The sequence below is a fragment of the Pseudomonas sp. yb_5 genome (assembly GCF_043103865.1).
In the GTDB taxonomy this organism is placed as follows: Bacteria; Pseudomonadota; Gammaproteobacteria; order Pseudomonadales; family Pseudomonadaceae; genus Aquipseudomonas; species Aquipseudomonas putida_Y.
The window spans coordinates 25,583-44,919 of record NZ_JBICKE010000080.1 but is presented as its reverse complement, the minus strand read 5'-3'; the positions used below and the strand labels follow the sequence as shown (position 1 = coordinate 44,919).

The window sequence follows — 19,337 nt, the reverse complement described above, 5'->3', positions numbered from 1 at the left end:
CAGCCGGGGATGCGCAGTTATTCCTGGTCAGCGCTGGATTGATCGTCACCATCCTGCTCGGCGGCAGCTGCCGGTTCGGCGTGAACGGTCACGGATGGCTCTTCTGGGTTCAGGCTTGGGAAGGGAAGATTCGGGATTTCATGCATCTCGTCGTTCCTCGCAAGTGTGAGTGAAAAGTCTGCGCCAGGCGCGTTTGGAGCTTCAAAAAGCTGGGGCAGGATACACAAGTCTGGATGACAGTTTGGTTTTTTTCCTGGTCGTTTGTCGGTTTTGCGGGCGAACAACGCACATATGCCCCATGAAAAAAGGGGCCGCTGGCCCCTTTCTGGTGATTACTTTCGGCCTTCAGCCGTTTCCGCCACCTTGTCAGTGCGTGCGCACATGATGAAGTCGTTGCGGTGCAGGCCTTTGATCGAGTGGCTCCACCAGGTCACGGTGACCTTGCCCCATTCAGTCAGCAGCCCCGGGTGGTGGCCTTCGGCCTCGGCGATCTCGCCCACGGCATTGGTGAACGCCAGGGCGTGCTTGAAGTTCTTGAACAGGAACACGCGCTCCAGCTCCATGTGGCCGTCACGTACTTCGATGTTCCAGTCCGGGATTTCGCGGATCAGCTCGGCCAGCTCTTCGTCGGTGACTTTCGGTGCATCGGCGCGGCAGGCTTCGCAATGGGCTTGGTTCAAGGCATTCATGAGGTGTTTTCCGGTTCGAGTTGTTATCGGCAAGGTCGCTCAGGCAGCGACCTTGGGTGGAAACTTCGGTGCATGCAGACCCAGCTGCATGGCTTTATGGACCATGCCCATGATGTCTTCGTGGGCCAGGTCGAACAGGCGCTTCATGTTCGGCAGCACGAAATACACCGGTTGCAGAATGTCGATGCGGTAGGGCGTACGCATGGCCTCGATCGGGTCGAAGGCCTGGTGCTCGGGCTCGTCAGACAGACTGTAGACGGTCTCTTTCGGCGACGAGAGGATGCCACCACCATAGATTTTGCGGCCTTGCGCGGTTTCCATCAGGCCAAACTCGATGGTCATCCAGTACAAGCGCGCCAGGTACACACGTTGTTCCTTGGTCGCGGCCAGGCCGAGCTTGCCGTAGGTGTGGGTGAACTCGGCGAACCAGGGATTGGTCAGCAGCGGGCAGTGGCCGAAGATCTCGTGGAAGATATCCGGCTCTTGCAGGTAGTCCAGCTCTTCCGGGGTGCGGATAAAGGTGGCCACCGGAAAGCGCTTGCTGGCCAGCAGTTCGAAGAAGGTCTGGAAGGGGATCAGCGCCGGTACCCGGGCAACCTGCCAGCCGGTGGTGGCACCCAGCACCTTGTTGATCTCGCCCAGTTGCGGAATGCGGTCATGCGGCAACTTCAGCTGGTCGATGCCGTCCAGGTATTCCTGGCACGCACGGCCTTCGATCACTTTCAGCTGGCGGGTGATCAGGGTGTTCCACACCGCATGCTCTTGCTGCGGGTAATCGATAAAACCATGCGCATCGGGCTCGCGTGCCACGTATTGCGTCTGTTTCATGAGGCTCTCCTGGTGAGGGCTTTTCTTGTTATGTGCAGGACATGCCTAAAGGAATATCCCTTCACCCGCGGTTTTGCACGGGGGTGGGCCTTGGCCGGGATGGGTGCTGACGTGGGTTTTCGTAACGATAATTTTACAAAACTCAGCAAGTGTCGGAAAATTCGAGGCATATGGCTGGTGGAAACCCTGTTTTTGTCAGCTTATCTTTACGAATTTTCTGCGCGGTGTTGAAAAACATCGGCGCTTCGAGAGCCCTCATGCGTATCAAAGTCCATTGCCAGAACCGCATTGGCATCCTGCGCGACATTCTCAACCTGCTGGTGGAGTACGGCATCAACGTGCTGCGCGGCGAGGTGGGCGGTGACCATGGCAACGCCATCTACCTGCATTGCCCGAACCTGATCAACCTGCAATTTCAGGCCCTGCGGCCGAAGTTCGAGGCGATTGCCGGGGTATTCGGCGTCAAGCGCGTGGGCCTGATGCCAAGCGAACGCCGGCACATGGAGCTGAATGCGTTGCTGGGGGCGCTGGACTTCCCGGTGTTGTCGATCGACATGGGCGGCAGCATCGTTGCCGCCAACCGTGCAGCCGCGCAGTTGCTTGGCGTGCGTGTTGATGAAGTGCCGGGCATGCCGCTGGCGCGCTATGTAGAAGACTTCGACTTACCGGAACTGGTTCGGGCCAACAAGTCGCGCATCAATGGCTTGCGCATCAAAGTCAAAGGTGATGTGTTCCTGGCCGATATCGCACCGCTGCAGTCCGAGCACGATGACAGCGAGGCGCTGGCCGGCGCGGTGCTTACCTTGCACCGCGCCGACCGAATCGGCGAGCGCATCTACAATGTGCGCAAGCAAGAGCTGCGCGGCTTCGACAGCATCTTCCAGAGCTCGCGTGTGATGGCTGCGGTGGTGCGTGAAGCGCGGCGCATGGCGCCGCTGGATGCGCCGTTGCTGATTGAGGGCGAAACCGGTACCGGCAAAGAGTTGCTGGCGCGTGCCTGCCACCTGGCCAGCCCGCGTGGCCAGTCGCCGCTGATGGCCCTCAACTGCGCCGGGCTGCCCGAATCGATGGCCGAGACCGAGCTGTTCGGTTACGGCCCAGGGGCATTTGAAGGGGCACGCGCCGAAGGCAAGCTGGGGCTGCTGGAGTTGACCGCTGGCGGCACGCTGTTTCTTGACGGGGTCGGGGAGATGAGCCCGCGCCTGCAGGTAAAGCTGCTGCGCTTTTTGCAGGACGGCTGCTTCCGTCGGGTAGGTAGCGATGAAGAGGTCTACCTGGATGTACGGGTGATTTGTGCAACCCAGGTGGATTTGTCCGAGTTGTGTGCTCGTGGCGAGTTTCGCCAGGACCTGTATCACCGCCTCAACGTACTGTCGCTGCACATTCCGCCTTTGCGCGAGTGCATGGATGGCCTGGAGGGGTTGGTGCAGCATTTTCTTGATCAGGCCAGTCGGCAGATTGGCTGCGCCATGCCGCGCCTGGCGCCGGCGGCAATGGACAAACTTGGGCAGTATCACTGGCCGGGTAATGTAAGGCAGTTGGAAAACGTTTTGTTCCAGGCGGTTTCGTTATGTGACGGCGGCGTGGTTAAAAGTGAGCATGTTCGCTTGCCGGATTATGGCGTGCGGCAACCGTTGGGCGAGTTTTCGCTGGAAGGGGATTTGTCGCAGATTGTAGGGCGCTTTGAAAAGGCGGTGCTGGAAAGTTTGATGGGAGAGTTTCCCAGTAGTCGGGCCTTGGGGAAAAGACTGGGCGTTTCGCATACCACGATTGCCAACAAGTTGAGGGATTATTCGTTGGGCAAGTCGACTGATTAAATGGCTGTAAGTTAATAGCCTGTTAATCGGGTGGTGAATGCTTCGCGGGTGAACCCGCGCCTACAGGTACCGCGCCGCATTCATGGTGTGCGTGGTGCTCGTAGGCACGGGTTCACCCGCGAAGGGGCCCACAGGGCCCCAATTCACAAGGTGTCAGCCGTTAGAGCAGCCGTTCCCCATCACACGGTATTCGAGAATGTGTCTCTGGCCCTTGGAGTCTTCATAGGTCATGCGGGCTGGCACGACTTCGCACACGTTGGGCACTTCGCTCATCGAGATGACGCGGGCAATGTCCAGGTGCTGCGAGTAACTGTACTGTTCAACCGGAATCTGCTCGGCATCTTTTGCTTCACCGGCCATCGCCGCGCCGCAAAGACTGCCAAGTACCAATACCAGTAAAGCTTTCATTTTCTATTTACCTGTCTAAGGTCGTGAGGGGGCACGCGGCGCTTATGGCGCCGCGAGTACAGCGAGTTTTAACTATCGGGATTAGAGGGAGATTAACGCTTGCCTTCGTGGGGGCTGTTACCAGTTGTTAATCGCCTTGCCGTTGCTGGCGAGATGAATTTTATGGCGGTGGCCAATGCTGAAACAGTGGGTGTTTTGATAAAGTGTTTTGACAGAATCTGTAACAATCCTGTGCCAAAGCCCCTCGTTTTTCTCCGGAAGGGCTGTAATGCCCGCGCCAGAGCGCTTTGCCGGAACGGGTGTACCAAATTACTACCAACGTCGAATGGCTTTTGTCGCTCTGGTACAGTTACAAACGGTTCCATACAAAAACAACTATTACACCGAGGTAACACAGATGAGTGCGGCTCCACTGTATCCCGTTCGTCCCGAGGTTGCGGCCACTACCCTGACCGACGAGGCCACCTACAAGGCCATGTACCAGCAATCGGTGATCAACCCGGACGGCTTCTGGCGCGAGCAGGCCCAGCGTATCGACTGGATCAAGCCGTTCACCAAGGTCAAGCAGACCTCCTTCGACGACCACCATGTCGATATCAAGTGGTTCGCCGACGGCACTCTGAACGTTTCCTCCAACTGCCTGGACCGCCACCTTGAAGAGCGCGGTGACCAGTTGGCCATCATCTGGGAAGGTGACGACCCTTCCGAGCACCGCAACATCACCTACCGCGAGTTGCACGAGCAGGTCTGCAAGTTCGCCAACGCCCTGCGTGGCCAGGATGTGCATCGTGGTGACGTGGTCACCATCTACATGCCGATGATCCCTGAAGCTGTGGTCGCCATGCTGGCCTGTGCCCGCATTGGTGCGATTCACTCGGTGGTGTTCGGTGGCTTCTCGCCCGAGGCGCTGGCTGGTCGCATCATCGACTGCGAGTCCAAGGTGGTGATCACTGCCGATGAGGGCGTGCGTGGTGGTCGTCGTACTCCGCTCAAGGCCAACGTCGACCTGGCGCTGACCAACCCTGAAACCAGCAGCGTGCAGAAAATCATCGTGTGCAAGCGCACCGGTGGCGACATTGCCTGGCACCAGCACCGCGACATCTGGTACGAAGACCTGATGAAAGTGGCCTCCAGCCACTGCGCACCCAAAGAAATGGGTGCTGAAGAGGCGCTGTTCATCCTTTATACCTCCGGCTCCACCGGCAAACCGAAGGGCGTGCTGCACACCACAGGCGGTTACCTGGTTTACGCCGCACTGACCCATGAACGCGTATTCGATTACCGCCCGGGCGAGGTGTACTGGTGCACGGCCGACGTCGGTTGGGTCACCGGCCACAGCTATATCGTCTACGGCCCGCTGGCCAACGGCGCCACCACCTTGCTGTTCGAGGGTGTGCCGAACTACCCGGACATTACCCGCGTATCGAAGATCGTCGACAAGCACAAGGTCAACATCCTCTACACAGCGCCAACTGCCATTCGCGCCATGATGGCGGAAGGGCAGGCAGCTGTTGAGGGTGCCGACAGTTCCAGCCTGCGCCTGCTGGGGTCGGTGGGTGAGCCGATCAACCCTGAGGCCTGGAACTGGTACTACAAGACCGTAGGCAAGGAGCGTTGCCCGATCGTCGATACCTGGTGGCAGACCGAGACCGGCGGCATCCTGATCAGTCCGCTGCCTGGCGCCACTGCCCTCAAGCCGGGTTCGGCGACCCGTCCGTTCTTCGGGGTGGTGCCGGCACTGGTCGATAACCTGGGCAACCTGATCGACGGTGCTGCCGAAGGCAACCTGGTAATCCTCGACTCCTGGCCGGGTCAGTCGCGTTCGCTGTACGGCGACCACGACCGCTTCGTCGACACCTACTTCAAGACCTTCCGTGGCATGTACTTCACCGGCGACGGTGCGCGCCGTGACGAGGATGGTTACTACTGGATTACCGGCCGTGTGGATGACGTGCTCAACGTGTCCGGCCACCGCATGGGGACTGCCGAGATCGAAAGCGCCATGGTCGCGCACTCGAAGGTTGCCGAGGCTGCAGTGGTTGGCGTGCCGCATGACATCAAAGGGCAGGGCATCTATGTGTATGTCACCCTCAATGCCGGCATCGAGGCCAGCGAGCAATTGCGCCTGGAACTGAAGAACTGGGTGCGCAAGGAGATCGGTCCGATTGCTTCGCCGGATGTGATCCAGTGGGCGCCGGGGCTGCCGAAGACCCGTTCGGGCAAGATCATGCGCCGCATCCTGCGCAAGATTGCCACCGGTGAATACGACGCGCTGGGCGATATCTCGACCTTGGCCGACCCGAGTGTGGTGCAGCACCTGATCGATACCCACAAGGCGATGAGCCTGGCTTCGGCCTAATTCCCTCGCCGGCAATACCCCCTGTAGGAGCGGGCTTGCCCGCGAATGCGTCAGTTCAGGCTAAGCTGTCTCCTGACCTCATGCATTCGCGGGCAAGCCCGCTTTTGCATTGTTACCCGACAATCATCGGTAACTGTTCTGTCACCGGCCCTGCACAGGTTCGGGGCGCGAGGAAACAATTCCGGCCCGTTTCGGTGCGTCGGGGTCGCCATTTTGTGCATCACGGCACGCTACACTTGCCGTCGTACAAGGCTTTGCCAATAATAGGCCCAGGAATTGCTAGGTCTATAGGTTCTATTTCTTGCGCCATTGCATATTCTGCACTGGCTGTCAACATCGCTCGCGGCGGTTTCAGGCGCTTCTATAAGTAGTTGTCGCTTTGAAGAAATATCGACTACCGGGCTGTCGTTAAAATGCCACTCACTCGCTCGTGGTATGCGGCCTTGGTCGAACCCTGCGCGGCTCGCGTTGTACTCATTCGCATATCGGGCAGCCGTTACCTGCCTTGTATTGCCCCGTACCGATGGAGTTACCTGATGAAGAAGCTCGCACTGCTTGGCGCCCTGGCGCTGTCTGTGTTTTCCCTGGTGTCGCAGGCTGATGAAAAACCGCTGAAAATCGGTATCGAAGCTGCTTACCCACCCTTCGCCTTCAAGCAACCTGACGGCAGCATTGCCGGCTTTGACTACGATATCGGCAACGCCCTGTGCGAAGAGATGAAAACCAAGTGCACCTGGGTCGAGCAGGAATTCGACGGCCTGATCCCGGCGCTGAAGGTGCGCAAGATCGACGCTATCCTGTCGTCCATGTCGATCACCGATGACCGCAAGAAGTCGGTCGACTTCACCAAGCGCTACTACCTGACTCCGGCGCGCCTGGTCATGAAGGACGGCACTACCGTCAGCGACAGCCTCGATGAACTGAAAGGCAAGAAGATCGGCGTGCAGCGCGGCTCCATTCACGACCGCTTCGCCAAGGAAGTGCTGGGTGCCAAAGGTGCCACCGTGGTGCCTTACGGTACCCAGAACGAAATCTACCTGGACGTCGCTGCGGGTCGTCTCGACGGCACCGTGGCTGACGCCACCCTGCTGGAAGACGGCTTCCTCAAGACTGATGCCGGCAAGGGCTTCGCGTTCGTAGGTCCGGCCTTCACCGATGCCAAGTACTTCGGTGACGGTATCGGTATCGCCGTACGCAAGGGTGACAAGGCGAATGTCGACCGCATCAACGCGGCTATCGACGCCATCCGTGCCAACGGCAAGTACAAAGAAATCGAGAGCAAGTACTTCAATTTCGACATCTACGGTCCAGACTCGAAGTAAGACGTCGGGTTTCACCTGTGCAATGGTGCAAACAGCAGAGGCTCTGAGGTTTGCACCATTTTTCATTCTCTAGGTCGAGGACCTCATCATGTTGAAAGGCTACGGGGCAGTCATCCTCGACGGGGCGTGGCTGACGCTGCAGCTCGCCCTGTCGTCGATGGCCCTGGCCATCGTGCTCGGCCTGATCGGTGTGGCGCTGCGTTTGTCGCCAGTGCGCTGGCTGGCCTGGCTGGGCGATCTGTATTCCACGGTGATTCGTGGTATTCCGGACCTGGTCCTGATCCTGCTGATCTTCTACGGCGGGCAGGACATCATCAACCGGGTGGCGCCGCTGCTCGGCTACGACGACTACATCGACCTGAACCCGCTGGTTGCGGGTATCGGTACGCTTGGCTTCATTTTTGGCGCCTACCTCTCGGAGACCTTCCGCGGGGCCTTCCTGGGTATTCCCAAGGGCCAGGCCGAGGCGGGCGTGGCGTATGGCATGAGCCCCCGCCAAGTGTTCTTCCGCATCCAGGTGCCGCAAATGATCCGCCTGGCCATACCGGGCTTCACCAACAACTGGCTGGTGCTGACCAAGGCTACTGCACTGATTTCGGTCGTCGGCCTGCAGGACATGATGTTCAAGGCCAAGCAGGCGGCTGACGCCACCCGCGAACCCTTCACCTTCTTCCTGGCAGTGGCGGCGCTGTACCTGGTGCTGACCAGTGTCTCGCTGCTGGCCCTGAAGTATCTGGAACGCCGCTACTCGGTAGGCGTCAAGGTGGCTGAACTATGATTTTCGACTACAACGTCGTCTGGGAAGCGCTGCCGATGTACTTCGGCGGCCTGCTGACCACCCTGAAGCTGCTGGCGATTTCGCTTTTCTTCGGCCTGTTGGCGGCTGTGCCACTGGGCCTGATGCGAGTATCCAGGCAGCCGGTGGTCAACCTTGCTGCATGGCTGTACACCTACGTCATCCGTGGCACGCCGATGCTGGTGCAGCTGTTCCTGATCTACTACGGCCTGGCCCAGTTCGAAGCGGTGCGCGAGAGTATCTTCTGGCCGCTGCTGTCCAGTGCCACCTTCTGCGCCTGCCTGGCGTTCGGCATCAATACCAGTGCCTATACCGCCGAAATCATTGCCGGCAGCCTCAAGGCCACGCCGCATGGCGAGATCGAGGCCGCCAAGGCCATGGGCATGTCGCGCATGAAAATGTACCGCCGCATCCTGCTGCCATCGGCACTGCGTCGGGCACTGCCGCAGTACAGCAATGAAGTGATCATGATGCTGCAGACCACCAGCCTGGCGTCGATCGTTACCCTGATCGACATCACCGGTGCTGCGCGCACGGTCAATGCCCAGTACTACCTGCCTTTCGAGGCCTATATCACGGCGGGCGTGTTCTACCTGTGCCTGACCTTCATCCTGGTGCGCCTGTTCAAGATGGCCGAACGCCGCTGGCTCGGCTACCTGGCGCCGCGCAAGCACTGACCGCTTTGTGAGAATCGACAGCATGTACAAACTCGAAGTCCAAGACCTGCACAAGCGCTACGGCAGCCACGAAGTGCTCAAGGGCGTGTCGCTGGCGGCCAAGGCCGGCGACGTCATCAGCATCATCGGCTCCAGCGGTTCGGGCAAGTCGACCTTCCTGCGCTGCATCAACCTGCTGGAGCAGCCGCACGCCGGCAAGATCCTGCTCAACAACGAAGAGCTGAAGCTGGTCGCCGGCAAGGATGGCGCACTGAAGGCCGCCGACCCACGTCAATTGCAGCGCATGCGCTCACGCCTGTCGATGGTGTTCCAGCACTTCAACCTGTGGTCGCACATGACTGCGCTTGAGAACATCATCGAAGCGCCGGTGCACGTGCTGGGAGTGAACCGCAAGGAAGCCCTGGAGAAGGCCGAGCACTACCTGGCCAAGGTCGGCGTTGCCCACCGCAAGGATGCCTTCCCCGGGCATATGTCGGGTGGTGAGCAACAACGTGTGGCAATTGCCCGGGCATTGGCCATGGAGCCGGAGGTCATGCTGTTCGACGAGCCGACCTCGGCGCTTGACCCTGAGCTGGTAGGTGACGTGCTGAAGGTGATGCAGGCGCTGGCCCAGGAGGGTCGGACCATGGTGGTGGTGACCCACGAAATGGGCTTTGCCCGCGAGGTGTCCAACCAGTTGGTGTTCCTGCACAAAGGCCTGGTGGAAGAAACCGGCTGCCCGCGTGAAGTGCTGGCCAACCCGCAGTCGGAGCGCCTGCAGCAGTTCCTCTCCGGCAGCCTGAAGTAAAAGCTGCATTTTTGCACCAGAATAGGGCATGCTGCGCGGCGAGCGCAGCCTGACCCGGCGCACAGACTCGAACGACCTCAGGTTTCGGACCGTACCCTATGACCACCCAGCGAATCGGTTTTCTCATCTGGCCCAGCACCAGGCCCTTGACCCTGGCGTTGGCCGAGGAAGTGTTGCTGGTGGCGCAGCGGGTGCATCCGGATGTGGTCTACGAGTTGGTCTTCCTGCAGGCTGAGCCTGCGCAGGAAGGCGCCTGGCGCCTGCCGGGCGAGCCGTGGCTCGGCCGCCTGGAGGGTTGCCACAAGCTGTTTCTGCTGGCCGACGAGCCGCCTGCGGCGATGGGGGCTGCCTTCTCGACGGCGCTCAAGCAGCTGGCGCGCAGTGGCTGCCTGATCGGTGGCCTGTCGGCCGGGGTATATCCGCTGGCAATGCTGGGCCTGCTCGATGGTTACCGGGCAGCCGTGCACTGGCGCTGGCAGGATGACTTTGCCGAACGCTTCCCCAAGGTCATCGCCACCAGCCACCTGTTCGACTGGGATCGCGATCGTCTGACCGCCTGCGGTGGTATGGCCGTGACCGACCTGTTGCTGGCGGTGCTGGCGCGCGATCACGGGGCTGAGCTGGCTGGGGCTGTGTCGGAAGAGCTGGTGGTCGAGCGCATCCGCGAGGGTGGCGAGCGCCAGCGTATCCCGCTGCAGAACCGCCTGGGTTCGAGTCATCCCAAGCTGACTCAGGCGGTGTTGCTGATGGAAGCCAACATCGAAGAGCCGCTGACCACTGACGAAATTGCCCAGCATGTGTGCGTATCGCGTCGGCAGTTGGAGCGTATCTTCAAACAGTACCTGAACCGCGTGCCCAGCCAGTACTACCTGGAGTTGCGGTTGAACAAGGCGCGGCAGATGCTGATGCAGACCAGCAAGTCGATCATCCAGATCGGGCTGTCCTGTGGTTTTTCCTCGGGGCCGCATTTTTCCAGTGCCTACCGCAACTTCTTTGGTGCCACGCCGCGGGAAGACCGTAATCAGCGACGCAGCAGCAGCCCGTTTGAGTTGAGCTCGGCGCCGGCTGAAAAGGGCTGAGATTTCGGGTGGGTTCGGGGTGTATGCCTTGGGGGTGGTATTGGGGCGCAAATCGAGCGCCGCCCACGCGGCGCTTCGCGGGTAAACCCGCTCCTACGTTTGTTTCGGGCCAGTTATGCCTGTGGCATTTGCGCGCGAACGCCTGGGTGCCTATCTCGATATCGCGTCGTACCAACAAGGCGGTCGCGCGCGCCAGGCACAGGATGGACTGGCCCGAAACGAACGTAGGAGCGGGTTTACCCGCGAAGCGCCGCGCGGGCGGCGCTCGATCTCCCCGTCAACACATCAACATCGCCGTACATCCTGCCCCCTCACAATCCTATGTGAACACCCGTACATCCTGTCCCCCTCACAATCCTGTGTGAACACCCGTACATCCCGCCCCCTCACAAACCTGTGTGAACACCCGTTCACCCAGCCCCCTCTCTCCCGTACACTGCGCGATTGCGACAGTGTTTGTCGCATTGCCGAAAGCCTTGTCAAAACTGGGTTTTGCGCTGTAACAAGTTGTCGCTTGGCCGCAAGGACAGGCGCGGATCAGTCCTTACAATCCCCCCATCGCTCGCCACTTCCAGGCCAGCGTTCCTCTTCAGGAGACTCAGATGTCCGTTGAGCAAGCCCCGGTGCAACGTGCCGATTTCGACCAGGTGATGGTCCCCAACTATTCTCCGGCGGCCTTCATTCCTGTGCGAGGCGAGGGTTCCCGTGTCTGGGACCAGTCGGGTCGCGAGCTGATCGATTTTGCCGGCGGCATCGCGGTCAATGCCCTGGGCCACTGCCATCCGGCACTGGTCAAGGCCCTGACTGAACAGGCCAACACCCTCTGGCACGTATCCAACGTGTTCACCAACGAGCCGGCCCTGCGCCTGGCCCACAAGCTGGTGGACGCCACTTTTGCCGATCGCGCGTTCTTCTGCAACTCCGGCGCCGAGGCCAACGAGGCCGCTTTCAAGCTGGCCCGTCGTGTGGCGCATGACCGCTTCGGTCCGCAAAAGCACGAAATCATCGCCACCGTGAACAGCTTCCACGGTCGCACCCTGTTTACCGTCAGCGTGGGTGGCCAGCCGAAGTACTCCGATGGCTTTGGCCCGAAGATCACCGGTATCAGCCATGTGCCGTACAACGACCTGGAAGCGTTGAAGGCACAGATTTCCGACAAGACCTGCGCCGTGGTGATCGAGCCGATCCAGGGCGAGAGCGGCGTGGTGCCGGCCGACAAGGCCTACCTGGAAGGCGCGCGCAAGTTGTGTGACGAGCACAACGCTCTGCTGATCTTCGACGAAGTGCAGACGGGCGTGGGCCGTACCGGCTCGCTGTATGCCTACCAGCACTACGGCGTGACCCCGGACATTCTGACCAGTGCCAAGAGCCTGGGCGGCGGCTTCCCGATTGGCGCCATGCTGACCACCACCGAGCTGGCCAAGCACCTGGCCGTTGGTACCCACGGCACCACTTATGGCGGCAACCCGCTGGGCTGCGCCGTTGCCTGCGCTGTGCTGGATGTGGTCAACACCCCGGAAACCCTGGCCGGTATCAAGGCAAAGCACGAGCGCTTCAAAACCCGCCTGGAGCAGATCGGACAGCAGTACGGCCTGTTCAGCCAGGTGCGTGGCGTTGGCTTGCTGCTGGGCTGCGTCTTGGCCGAGGCCTGGCAAGGCAAGGCCAAGGACGTGCTCAACGCTGCCGAGAAAGAAGGCGTGATGGTGCTGCAGGCCGGCCCGGACGTGGTCCGCTTCGCGCCAAGTCTGGTGGTTGAAGACGCCGACATCGACGCAGGCCTGGATCGCTTCGAACGCGCTGTGGCCACACTGACCAAAGGCTGATCCGCCAGCGGTCCTTTCGCCGGCCCCGGCCCAGCCTCGGCACGAGGCTGAACCGGGCCGGCGATACCCGATTCCAGTGCAGGTGCCTGGGCGCCTGCCGTTTTTCCGTGCCGCCGTGAACGGCCCGTATTCCAAAGGAGTGACACCATGCTGGTGATGCGCCCCGCGCAAATGGCTGATCTGAACGACGTGCAGCGCATGGCTGCAGACAGCCCCATTGGTGTCACCTCGCTGCCGGACGACACTGCTCGTCTGGGCGACAAGATTGCCGCCTCTGAGACATCCTTCGCCGCCGAGGTCAGCTTCAACGGTGAAGAGAGTTACTTTTTCGTGCTCGAAGACAGCGAAACGGGCAAGCTGGCCGGCTGCTCGGCCATCGTCGCTTCGGCCGGGTACTCCGAGCCGTTCTACAGTTTTCGTAACGAAACATTCGTGCACGCCTCACGCGAGCTGAAGATACACAACAAGATCCATGTGCTGTCGCTGTGTCACGATCTGACCGGCAACAGCCTGCTGACCAGCTTCTATGTGGCGCCGGAGCTGGTGAACAGTGGCTGGGCCGAGCTCAACTCGCGCGGCCGACTGCTGTTCATGGCCGCGCACCCGGAGCGTTTCGCCGATTCAGTGGTGACCGAGATTGTCGGCTTCAGCGACGAGCAGGGTGAATCACCGTTCTGGGACGCCATCGGCCGCAACTTCTTCGACCTCAACTATGCCGACGCCGAGCGCCTGTGCGGCCTGAAGAGCCGTACCTTTCTCGCCGAGCTGATGCCGCATTACCCGATCTACGTGCCGTTGCTGCCAGACCTGGCGCAGGAAGCCATGGGCCAGGTACATCCGCGGGCACAGATCACCTTCGACATACTCATGCGCGAAGGCTTCGAGACCGAGCACTACATCGACATTTTCGACGGCGGCCCGACCCTGCATGCGCGCACCTCTGGCATTCGCTCGATCGCCCAGAGCCGGGTTGTACCGGTGAAGATCGAAGAGGCCCCGGTCAAAGGCGGGCGCCCGTACCTGGTGTGCAACGGCCTGTTGCAGGACTACCGCGCGGTGTTGCTGGACCTGGACTGGGTGCCTGGCAAACCGGTCAGCCTGAGCGTGGCTGCAGCCGACGCGCTGGGCGTGGGCGAGGGCGCCAGCGTGCGCCTGGTTGCGGTTTGAGGTCTGGCAACAGACGTTTCGGGATTGATGCGTTAGCAGAGTTTCGCGGCGGCCGATGCCGCCGCACAAGGAGATAGCATGATCGTTCGTCCTGTACGCAGCAGCGATTTGCCTGCGTTGATCGAATTGGCACGCAGCACCGGCACCACCGGGCTGACCACGCTGCCGGCCAACGAAGAGCGCCTGGGGCATCGCGTTGGTTGGGCGGAAAAAAGCTTTCGTGGCGAGGCTGAGCGTGGCGACACCGATTACCTGTTCGTGCTGGAAAACGACGAAGGTCTGGTGGTGGGCATCAGCGCCATCGCCGGCGCCGTCGGCCTGCGTGAGCCCTGGTACAACTATCGGGTCGGCCTGACGGTCAGCGCCTCGCAGGAGCTGAAGATCTACCGCGAAATCCCGACGCTGTTCCTGGCCAACGACCTGACTGGCAACTCCGAGCTGTGCTCGCTGTTCCTGCGCAGCGACCACCGCTCCGGCCTCAATGGCCGCCTGCTGTCGCGCGCGCGTATGCTGTTCATTGCCGAGTTCCCGGAGCTTTTTGGCAAGAAAATCATTGCCGAGATGCGCGGCATGTCTGACGAGCAGGGCCGTTCACCGTTCTGGGAAAGCCTGGGTCGTCATTTCTTCAAGATGGAGTTCAGCCAGGCCGACTACCTCACCGGCGTGGGCAACAAGTCGTTCATCGCCGAGCTGATGCCCAAGTTCCCGCTGTACACTTGCTTCCTGTCCGAGGCCGCGCGCAACGTGATCGGCCGCGTGCACAAAGACACCGAGCCGGCGTTGGCCATGCTCAAGCAGGAAGGCTTCAACTACCAGGGCTACGTCGACATCTTCGACGCCGGCCCGGCCATCGAATGTGACACTGCCAAGATCCGCGCCGTGCGCGAGAGCCAGACCCTGGTGCTGGCGATCGGTACGCCAGGCGATGACGCGACCCCTTTCATCATCCACAACCGCAAGCGCGACGACTGCCGTATCACTGCTGCACCTGCACGGTTGGCTGCCGGTACTCTGGTGGTCGACCCGTTGACCGCCAAGCGCCTGCGCATGGGCGTCGGCGACAATGTGCGTGCGGTGCCGCTGTCGGCCAGCCGGGAGGCCCAGTAAATGACCACGCATTACATCGCAGGCAGTTGGCAGGCCGGCCAGGGTGAAACCCTGCAGTCGCTCAATCCGGTGACACAGGCCGTGATCTGGCAAGGGCAGGGCGCTGACGCCAGCCAGGTCGACGCTGCCGTGCAGGCTGCGCGGCAGGCTTTCCCGGCCTGGGCGCAGTTGAGCCTGGAGGCACGTATCGATGTGCTGGAGAAGTTTGCCGCGCAGTTGAAAGTGCATGCCGAAGCCATGGCCCAGTGCATTGGCGAGGAAACCGGAAAGCCGCTGTGGGAATCTGCGACTGAAGTCACCAGCATGATCAACAAGGTGGCGATTTCGGTACAGAGCTACCGCGAGCGCACCGGCGAAAAGAGTGGCCCGCTGGCCGATGCCACGGCTGTGCTGCGGCACAAGCCTCACGGCGTCGTGGCAGTGTTCGGCCCCTACAACTTCCCCGGGCACCTGCCCAATGGCCATATCGTGCCGGCGCTGCTGGCAGGCAACTGCGTGGTGTTCAAACCCAGCGAGCTGACCCCCAAGGTCGCTGAGCTTACCGTTAACTGCTGGATTGCTGCCGGCCTGCCGGCGGGTGTGCTGAACCTGGTGCAGGGCGCACGCGAAACCGGTGTGGCTCTGGCCGCCAACCCAGGTATCGATGGCCTGTTCTTCACCGGCTCCAGCCGTACCGGCAACCTGCTGCATCAACAGTTCGCAGGCCGCCCAGACAAGATTCTGGCCCTGGAAATGGGGGGTAACAACCCGCTCGTGGTGGACGAGGTCAAGGACCTCGACGCAGCGGTGTATACCATTATCCAGTCGGCGTTCATTTCCGCTGGTCAACGCTGCACTTGCGCGCGGCGCTTGCTGGTACCGCAAGGCGCCTGGGGCGATGCGCTGATCGCGCGCCTGGTCGAGGTCTGCAAAACCATCACGGTGGGGGCGTTCGATGAGCAGCCGGCGCCTTTCATGGGCTCGGTGATTTCGCTGCAGGCGGCTCGGGCGCTGCTAGCCGCCCAGGCCGAACTGGCCGCCAAAGGTGGCGTGAAACTGCTGGAAATGACCCAGCCACAGGCCGATGCCGCATTGCTGACTCCGGGCATTGTCGATGTCACCGCCGTGGCTGACCGCCCGGACGAAGAGTTTTTCGGCCCGCTGCTGCAGGTGATCCGCTACGCCGACTTCGATGCTGCCATCGATGAAGCCAACAACACCCAGTATGGCCTGGCCGCTGGCTTATTGTCTGATTCGCGAGCCCGCTACCAGTACTTCTGGCTGCGCAGCCGCGCCGGCATCGTCAACTGGAACAAACAGCTGACGGGGGCTGCCAGCAGCGCGCCGTTCGGTGGTGTGGGAGCCAGTGGCAACCATCGCGCCAGTGCCTATTACGCAGCCGACTACTGCGCTTACCCCGTGGCTTCGCTGGAGACCGCCAGCCTTGCCTTGCCGGCGACCCTGACGCCGGGCGTCACCCTATAACAACAGGTCACGGAGCCTAGCCGATGAAATCCTATGAAGTGAATTTTGATGGCCTGGTGGGGCCTACCCACAACTATGGCGGCCTGTCTTACGGTAACGTGGCTTCGCAGAGCAACAGCCAGCAGGGGTCCAACCCGCGTGAGGCAGCGCGCCAGGGCCTGGCGAAGATGAAAGCGCTGGCCGACATGGGCTTCAAGCAGGGTGTTCTGGCGCCACAAGAGCGCCCGGACGTGGCGGCGCTGCGCCGCCTGGGGTTCAGTGGTAGCGATGCCGAAGTTATCCAGCGCGCCGCCCGCGAGGCCATGCCGTTGCTGGTGGCCAGTTGCTCGGCCTCGAGCATGTGGGTGGCCAACGCCGCGACAGTCAGCCCGAGTGCCGACACTGCTGACGGTCGCGTGCACTTCACCGCGGCCAACCTCAACTGCAAATATCACCGCAGCATCGAGCACCCGACCACCAGCCGCGTGCTGGGCGCCATGTTCAACAACGACAGGCACTTTGCCCACCACGGCGCGCTACCTGCCGTGGCACAGTTCGGTGATGAGGGTGCGGCCAACCACACGCGCTTCTGCCGCGCCTATGGCGAGCCTGGTGTGGAGTTCTTTGTCTACGGCCGCAGCGCTTTCGACAGCCGTTACCCGGCGCCACAGAAGTACCCGGCCCGGCAAACCCTGGAGGCCTCGCAGGCTGTGGCCCGGCTGCACGGCCTGAGCGATGACGGAGTGGTCTACGCTCAACAGAACCCGTCGGTGATCGACCAGGGCGTGTTCCACAATGATGTGATTTCGGTGGGTAACGGCGAAGTGCTGTTCTACCACGAGGACGCGTTCCTCGAGACCGACGCGGTACTTGGGCAGTTGCGAGCTAAACTGGCCAGCAAGGGTGGCAACTTCCAGGCCATCTGCGTGCCCAGGGCCGCGGTAGCGGTGGAGGATGCGGTGCGTTCCTACCTGTTCAACAGCCAGCTGCTGAGCCGCGACGATGGTTCCATGCTGTTGGTCGTGCCGGAAGAGTGCCGCAACAACGAGCGGGTCTGGGCTTATCTCGGCCAGTTGACCAGCCAGGGAGGCCCGGTGAAGGAGGTCAAGGTGTTCGACCTCAAGCAGAGCATGCAAAACGGCGGCGGCCCAGCCTGCCTGCGTTTGCGCGTGGCTTTGAAGGAATCGGAACTGGCGGCGGTCAACCAAGGCGTTATCATGACGGCCTCGCTGTATGACACGCTGCTGCAGTGGGTGGACAGGCACTACCGCGATCGCCTTGGCGAAGCTGACCTGGCTGACCCGCAACTGCTGGTGGAGTGCCGTACGGCACTGGACGAATTGACCCAGATCCTGAAGTTGGGCTCGGTGTATCCGTTCCAACGCCAACCTTGAAGAGAGACTCTGTAATGACCGACGCCTTGCGCCTGATCCTCGAAGATGAAGACGGCACCCAGCTGGAAACTTCCTGCACCCGCTTTGCTGTGGTCTGGCAAGGCAAGGAAGTGTGGATTCAGCAGGATGGCCGTGGCCAGCTGCTGATCGGTGTGGATGTCGAGGAAGACGACACTGAGTATGCCAACTTGCTGCTACGCCCGATGGCCACCAATCTGGTCAGCCTGCAGCTGGAAATGGAACCGGCAGAGCTTGGCGAAGACGACGATCACGTTCATGGCCCTGACTGCGGTCACCACCACTAAGGAAGCACCTATGCTCGCCCTTGGCAAATTGCTTGAGCTGACCCTCACCGATCACGAACCGGCCGAGAAGACCCAAGTGACACCCAAGGGCGCGCGTTTGCGGTGGCTGGGGGAGGGCGCGCTCGAAGTGCGTCCGGCCGAAAGCGAAGACTGCGGGCTGGACTTGCTGTTGTCCGCCGGCATTCATGGCAACGAAACAGCGCCGATCGAATTGCTCGAGCGGCTGCTGCACGGCGTGGCCAACGGCAAGATCAAACCCAGGGCTAGAGTGCTGTTCCTGTTCGGCAACCCGCCAGCGATCCGCAAGGGTGAGCGCTTTATCGAACAGGACATCAACCGCTTGTTCAATGGCCGCCATGAGCTGTCCAGCGGCTTCGAAGCATTGCGTGCTGCCGAGCTGGAGCAGTTTGCCCGGGTGTTTTTCAGCAAACCGGGGCGCAATCGCCTGCATTACGACCTGCATACTGCCATCCGCGGTTCTAAGATCGAGCAATTCGCCTTGTACCCTTATAAAGAGGGGCGCAAGCACTCCCGTCGCGAACTGGCGCGCCTGGCGGCGGCAGGTATGGAAGCGGTGTTGCTGCAAAGCAAGTCGTCCATCACCTTCAGCGCATTCACCTACGAACAGCTTGAGGCTGAAGCCTTCACCCTGGAGCTGGGCAAGGCCCGTCCGTTCGGCCAGAACGAGCAGGTCAACCTCGACAAGCTCGAAGAGCGGTTGGTCCGCATCATCGAGGCTACCGAGCCAGAGGACGAAAGTTCGCTGGATGGCCTGCAACTGTTCAGGGTTTCCCGAGAAGTCATCAAGCACAGCGACAGTTTCCATCTGCACCTGCCGGCGGACATCGAAAACTTCTCCGAGCTGAGCAAGGGTTACCTGCTGGCTGAAGACCTGGCCGAGATGCGCTGGGTGGTCGAGGAGGAGGGCGCACGCATCATCTTCCCCAACCCCAAGGTCAAGAATGGCTTGCGCGCCGGCATTCTGATCGTGCCGGATTCGGGGCAGCACCTGGGGTGAGACCGGTGTCGCCTGTTTCGCGGGTGAGCCCGCCCCCACGAGATATGTGCAAGGTCTCAATGTGGCGCCGTACCCGTAGGAGCGGGTTTACCCGCGAAGCAGGCGACACGATTTCGGATCCTATCCATGATGAAAACCTTTTAATTCACCGCCTGTTCCATTTTCCCTTCCCTTGAGCGGTAATTGGCTTGCCAGTGGCGAAACACAGGATTTAGCATCCGGTCATGTCGTTTTCGTTTGCGTAGCCCGAAAAACCGTCCAAACGATGGCTTCTATCGTATAAACACACTGCATCGAGACTGCAGGACCGATATAATG

18 protein-coding genes are annotated in these 19,337 nt (G+C 61.0%); 14 read left to right on the top strand and 4 right to left on the bottom strand.

What is annotated here, in order from left to right; all coding sequences use genetic code 11:
- Positions 1 to 17 precede the first annotated feature (17 nt).
- The 3 genes from ACF8GF_RS13040 to phhA all read right to left on the bottom strand — a co-directional run bounded on the left by ACF8GF_RS13040 (position 18) and on the right by phhA (position 1,517).
- On the bottom strand, positions 18 to 146 hold the full coding sequence (locus ACF8GF_RS13040; RefSeq protein ID WP_003254533.1) for a hypothetical protein: 129 nt from the start codon (positions 144 to 146) through the stop codon (positions 18 to 20).
- A 186-nt stretch (positions 147 to 332) separates the two neighbouring features.
- Positions 333 to 689 carry a 4a-hydroxytetrahydrobiopterin dehydratase gene (locus tag ACF8GF_RS13035; RefSeq protein WP_003254532.1) on the bottom strand — a complete coding sequence of 119 codons (357 nt, stop codon included), beginning with the start codon at positions 687 to 689 and terminating at the stop codon, positions 333 to 335.
- Positions 690 to 728: 39 nt separating this feature from the next.
- On the bottom strand, positions 729 to 1,517 hold the full coding sequence (gene phhA / locus ACF8GF_RS13030) for a phenylalanine 4-monooxygenase (protein ID WP_003254528.1): 789 nt from the start codon (positions 1,515 to 1,517) through the stop codon (positions 729 to 731).
- A 257-nt stretch (positions 1,518 to 1,774) separates the two neighbouring features.
- On the opposite strand from phhA, the gene ACF8GF_RS13025 reads away from it, so the two are divergent.
- Positions 1,775 to 3,334, top strand: coding sequence for a sigma-54-dependent transcriptional regulator (locus tag ACF8GF_RS13025; RefSeq protein WP_392488108.1), 1,560 nt, complete (start codon positions 1,775 to 1,777; stop codon positions 3,332 to 3,334).
- A 153-nt stretch (positions 3,335 to 3,487) separates the two neighbouring features.
- On the opposite strand, the gene ACF8GF_RS13020 is transcribed toward ACF8GF_RS13025, so the two are convergent.
- Positions 3,488 to 3,742, bottom strand: coding sequence for a DUF2790 domain-containing protein (locus ACF8GF_RS13020; RefSeq protein ID WP_021783457.1), 255 nt, complete (start codon positions 3,740 to 3,742; stop codon positions 3,488 to 3,490).
- 397 nt (positions 3,743 to 4,139) lie between these two features.
- Here ACF8GF_RS13020 and acs point away from each other — a divergent pair, with 397 nt between their 5' ends.
- The 13 genes from acs to astE all read left to right on the top strand — a co-directional run bounded on the left by acs (position 4,140) and on the right by astE (position 19,019).
- On the top strand, positions 4,140 to 6,101 hold the full coding sequence (gene acs / locus ACF8GF_RS13015; protein WP_176685224.1) for an acetate--CoA ligase: 1,962 nt from the start codon (positions 4,140 to 4,142) through the stop codon (positions 6,099 to 6,101).
- Positions 6,102 to 6,637: 536 nt separating this feature from the next.
- Positions 6,638 to 7,423 carry an ABC transporter substrate-binding protein gene (locus ACF8GF_RS13010; RefSeq protein WP_012051577.1) on the top strand — a complete coding sequence of 262 codons (786 nt, stop codon included), beginning with the start codon at positions 6,638 to 6,640 and terminating at the stop codon, positions 7,421 to 7,423.
- Positions 7,424 to 7,511: 88 nt separating this feature from the next.
- The gene (locus tag ACF8GF_RS13005) at positions 7,512 to 8,201 is read left to right on the top strand and encodes an ABC transporter permease (RefSeq protein WP_176685225.1); all 690 of its coding nucleotides are present in this window, start codon (positions 7,512 to 7,514) and stop codon (positions 8,199 to 8,201) included.
- Complete coding sequence (locus tag ACF8GF_RS13000) at positions 8,198 to 8,896, top strand: ABC transporter permease (protein WP_176685226.1); 699 nt, start codon at positions 8,198 to 8,200, stop codon at positions 8,894 to 8,896. The genes ACF8GF_RS13005 and ACF8GF_RS13000 overlap by 4 nt, the downstream gene beginning before the upstream one ends.
- Before the next feature lie 22 nt (positions 8,897 to 8,918).
- Entirely contained in the window at positions 8,919 to 9,683 is a 765-nt protein-coding gene (locus tag ACF8GF_RS12995; protein ID WP_233691502.1) for an ABC transporter ATP-binding protein, read from the top strand.
- 98 nt (positions 9,684 to 9,781) lie between these two features.
- Positions 9,782 to 10,762 (top strand): transcriptional regulator ArgR, encoded by a 981-nt coding sequence (gene argR / locus ACF8GF_RS12990; RefSeq protein WP_021783461.1) that lies wholly within the window; start codon positions 9,782 to 9,784, stop codon positions 10,760 to 10,762.
- A gap of 602 nt (positions 10,763 to 11,364) precedes the next feature.
- Positions 11,365 to 12,585 carry an aspartate aminotransferase family protein gene (locus tag ACF8GF_RS12985; RefSeq protein WP_176685228.1) on the top strand — a complete coding sequence of 407 codons (1,221 nt, stop codon included), beginning with the start codon at positions 11,365 to 11,367 and terminating at the stop codon, positions 12,583 to 12,585.
- Positions 12,586 to 12,732: 147 nt separating this feature from the next.
- Positions 12,733 to 13,752, top strand: a complete 1,020-nt coding sequence (aruF, locus tag ACF8GF_RS12980) for an arginine/ornithine succinyltransferase subunit alpha (RefSeq protein ID WP_010955177.1) — start codon at positions 12,733 to 12,735, stop codon at positions 13,750 to 13,752.
- A 78-nt stretch (positions 13,753 to 13,830) separates the two neighbouring features.
- On the top strand, positions 13,831 to 14,859 hold the full coding sequence (gene astA, locus ACF8GF_RS12975; protein ID WP_176685229.1) for an arginine N-succinyltransferase: 1,029 nt from the start codon (positions 13,831 to 13,833) through the stop codon (positions 14,857 to 14,859).
- A complete protein-coding gene (gene astD, locus ACF8GF_RS12970) occupies positions 14,860 to 16,323 on the top strand; it encodes a succinylglutamate-semialdehyde dehydrogenase (protein ID WP_392488107.1) in 1,464 nt (487 codons plus the stop codon).
- Between the two features lie 23 nt (positions 16,324 to 16,346).
- Positions 16,347 to 17,696 carry an N-succinylarginine dihydrolase gene (astB, locus tag ACF8GF_RS12965; RefSeq protein ID WP_209967397.1) on the top strand — a complete coding sequence of 450 codons (1,350 nt, stop codon included), beginning with the start codon at positions 16,347 to 16,349 and terminating at the stop codon, positions 17,694 to 17,696.
- 14 nt (positions 17,697 to 17,710) lie between these two features.
- Positions 17,711 to 18,001, top strand: a complete 291-nt coding sequence (locus ACF8GF_RS12960) for a topoisomerase II (protein ID WP_003254508.1) — start codon at positions 17,711 to 17,713, stop codon at positions 17,999 to 18,001.
- Positions 18,002 to 18,011: 10 nt separating this feature from the next.
- Complete coding sequence (gene astE, locus ACF8GF_RS12955) at positions 18,012 to 19,019, top strand: succinylglutamate desuccinylase (RefSeq protein WP_176685246.1); 1,008 nt, start codon at positions 18,012 to 18,014, stop codon at positions 19,017 to 19,019.
- Positions 19,020 to 19,337: the final 318 nt, after the last annotated feature.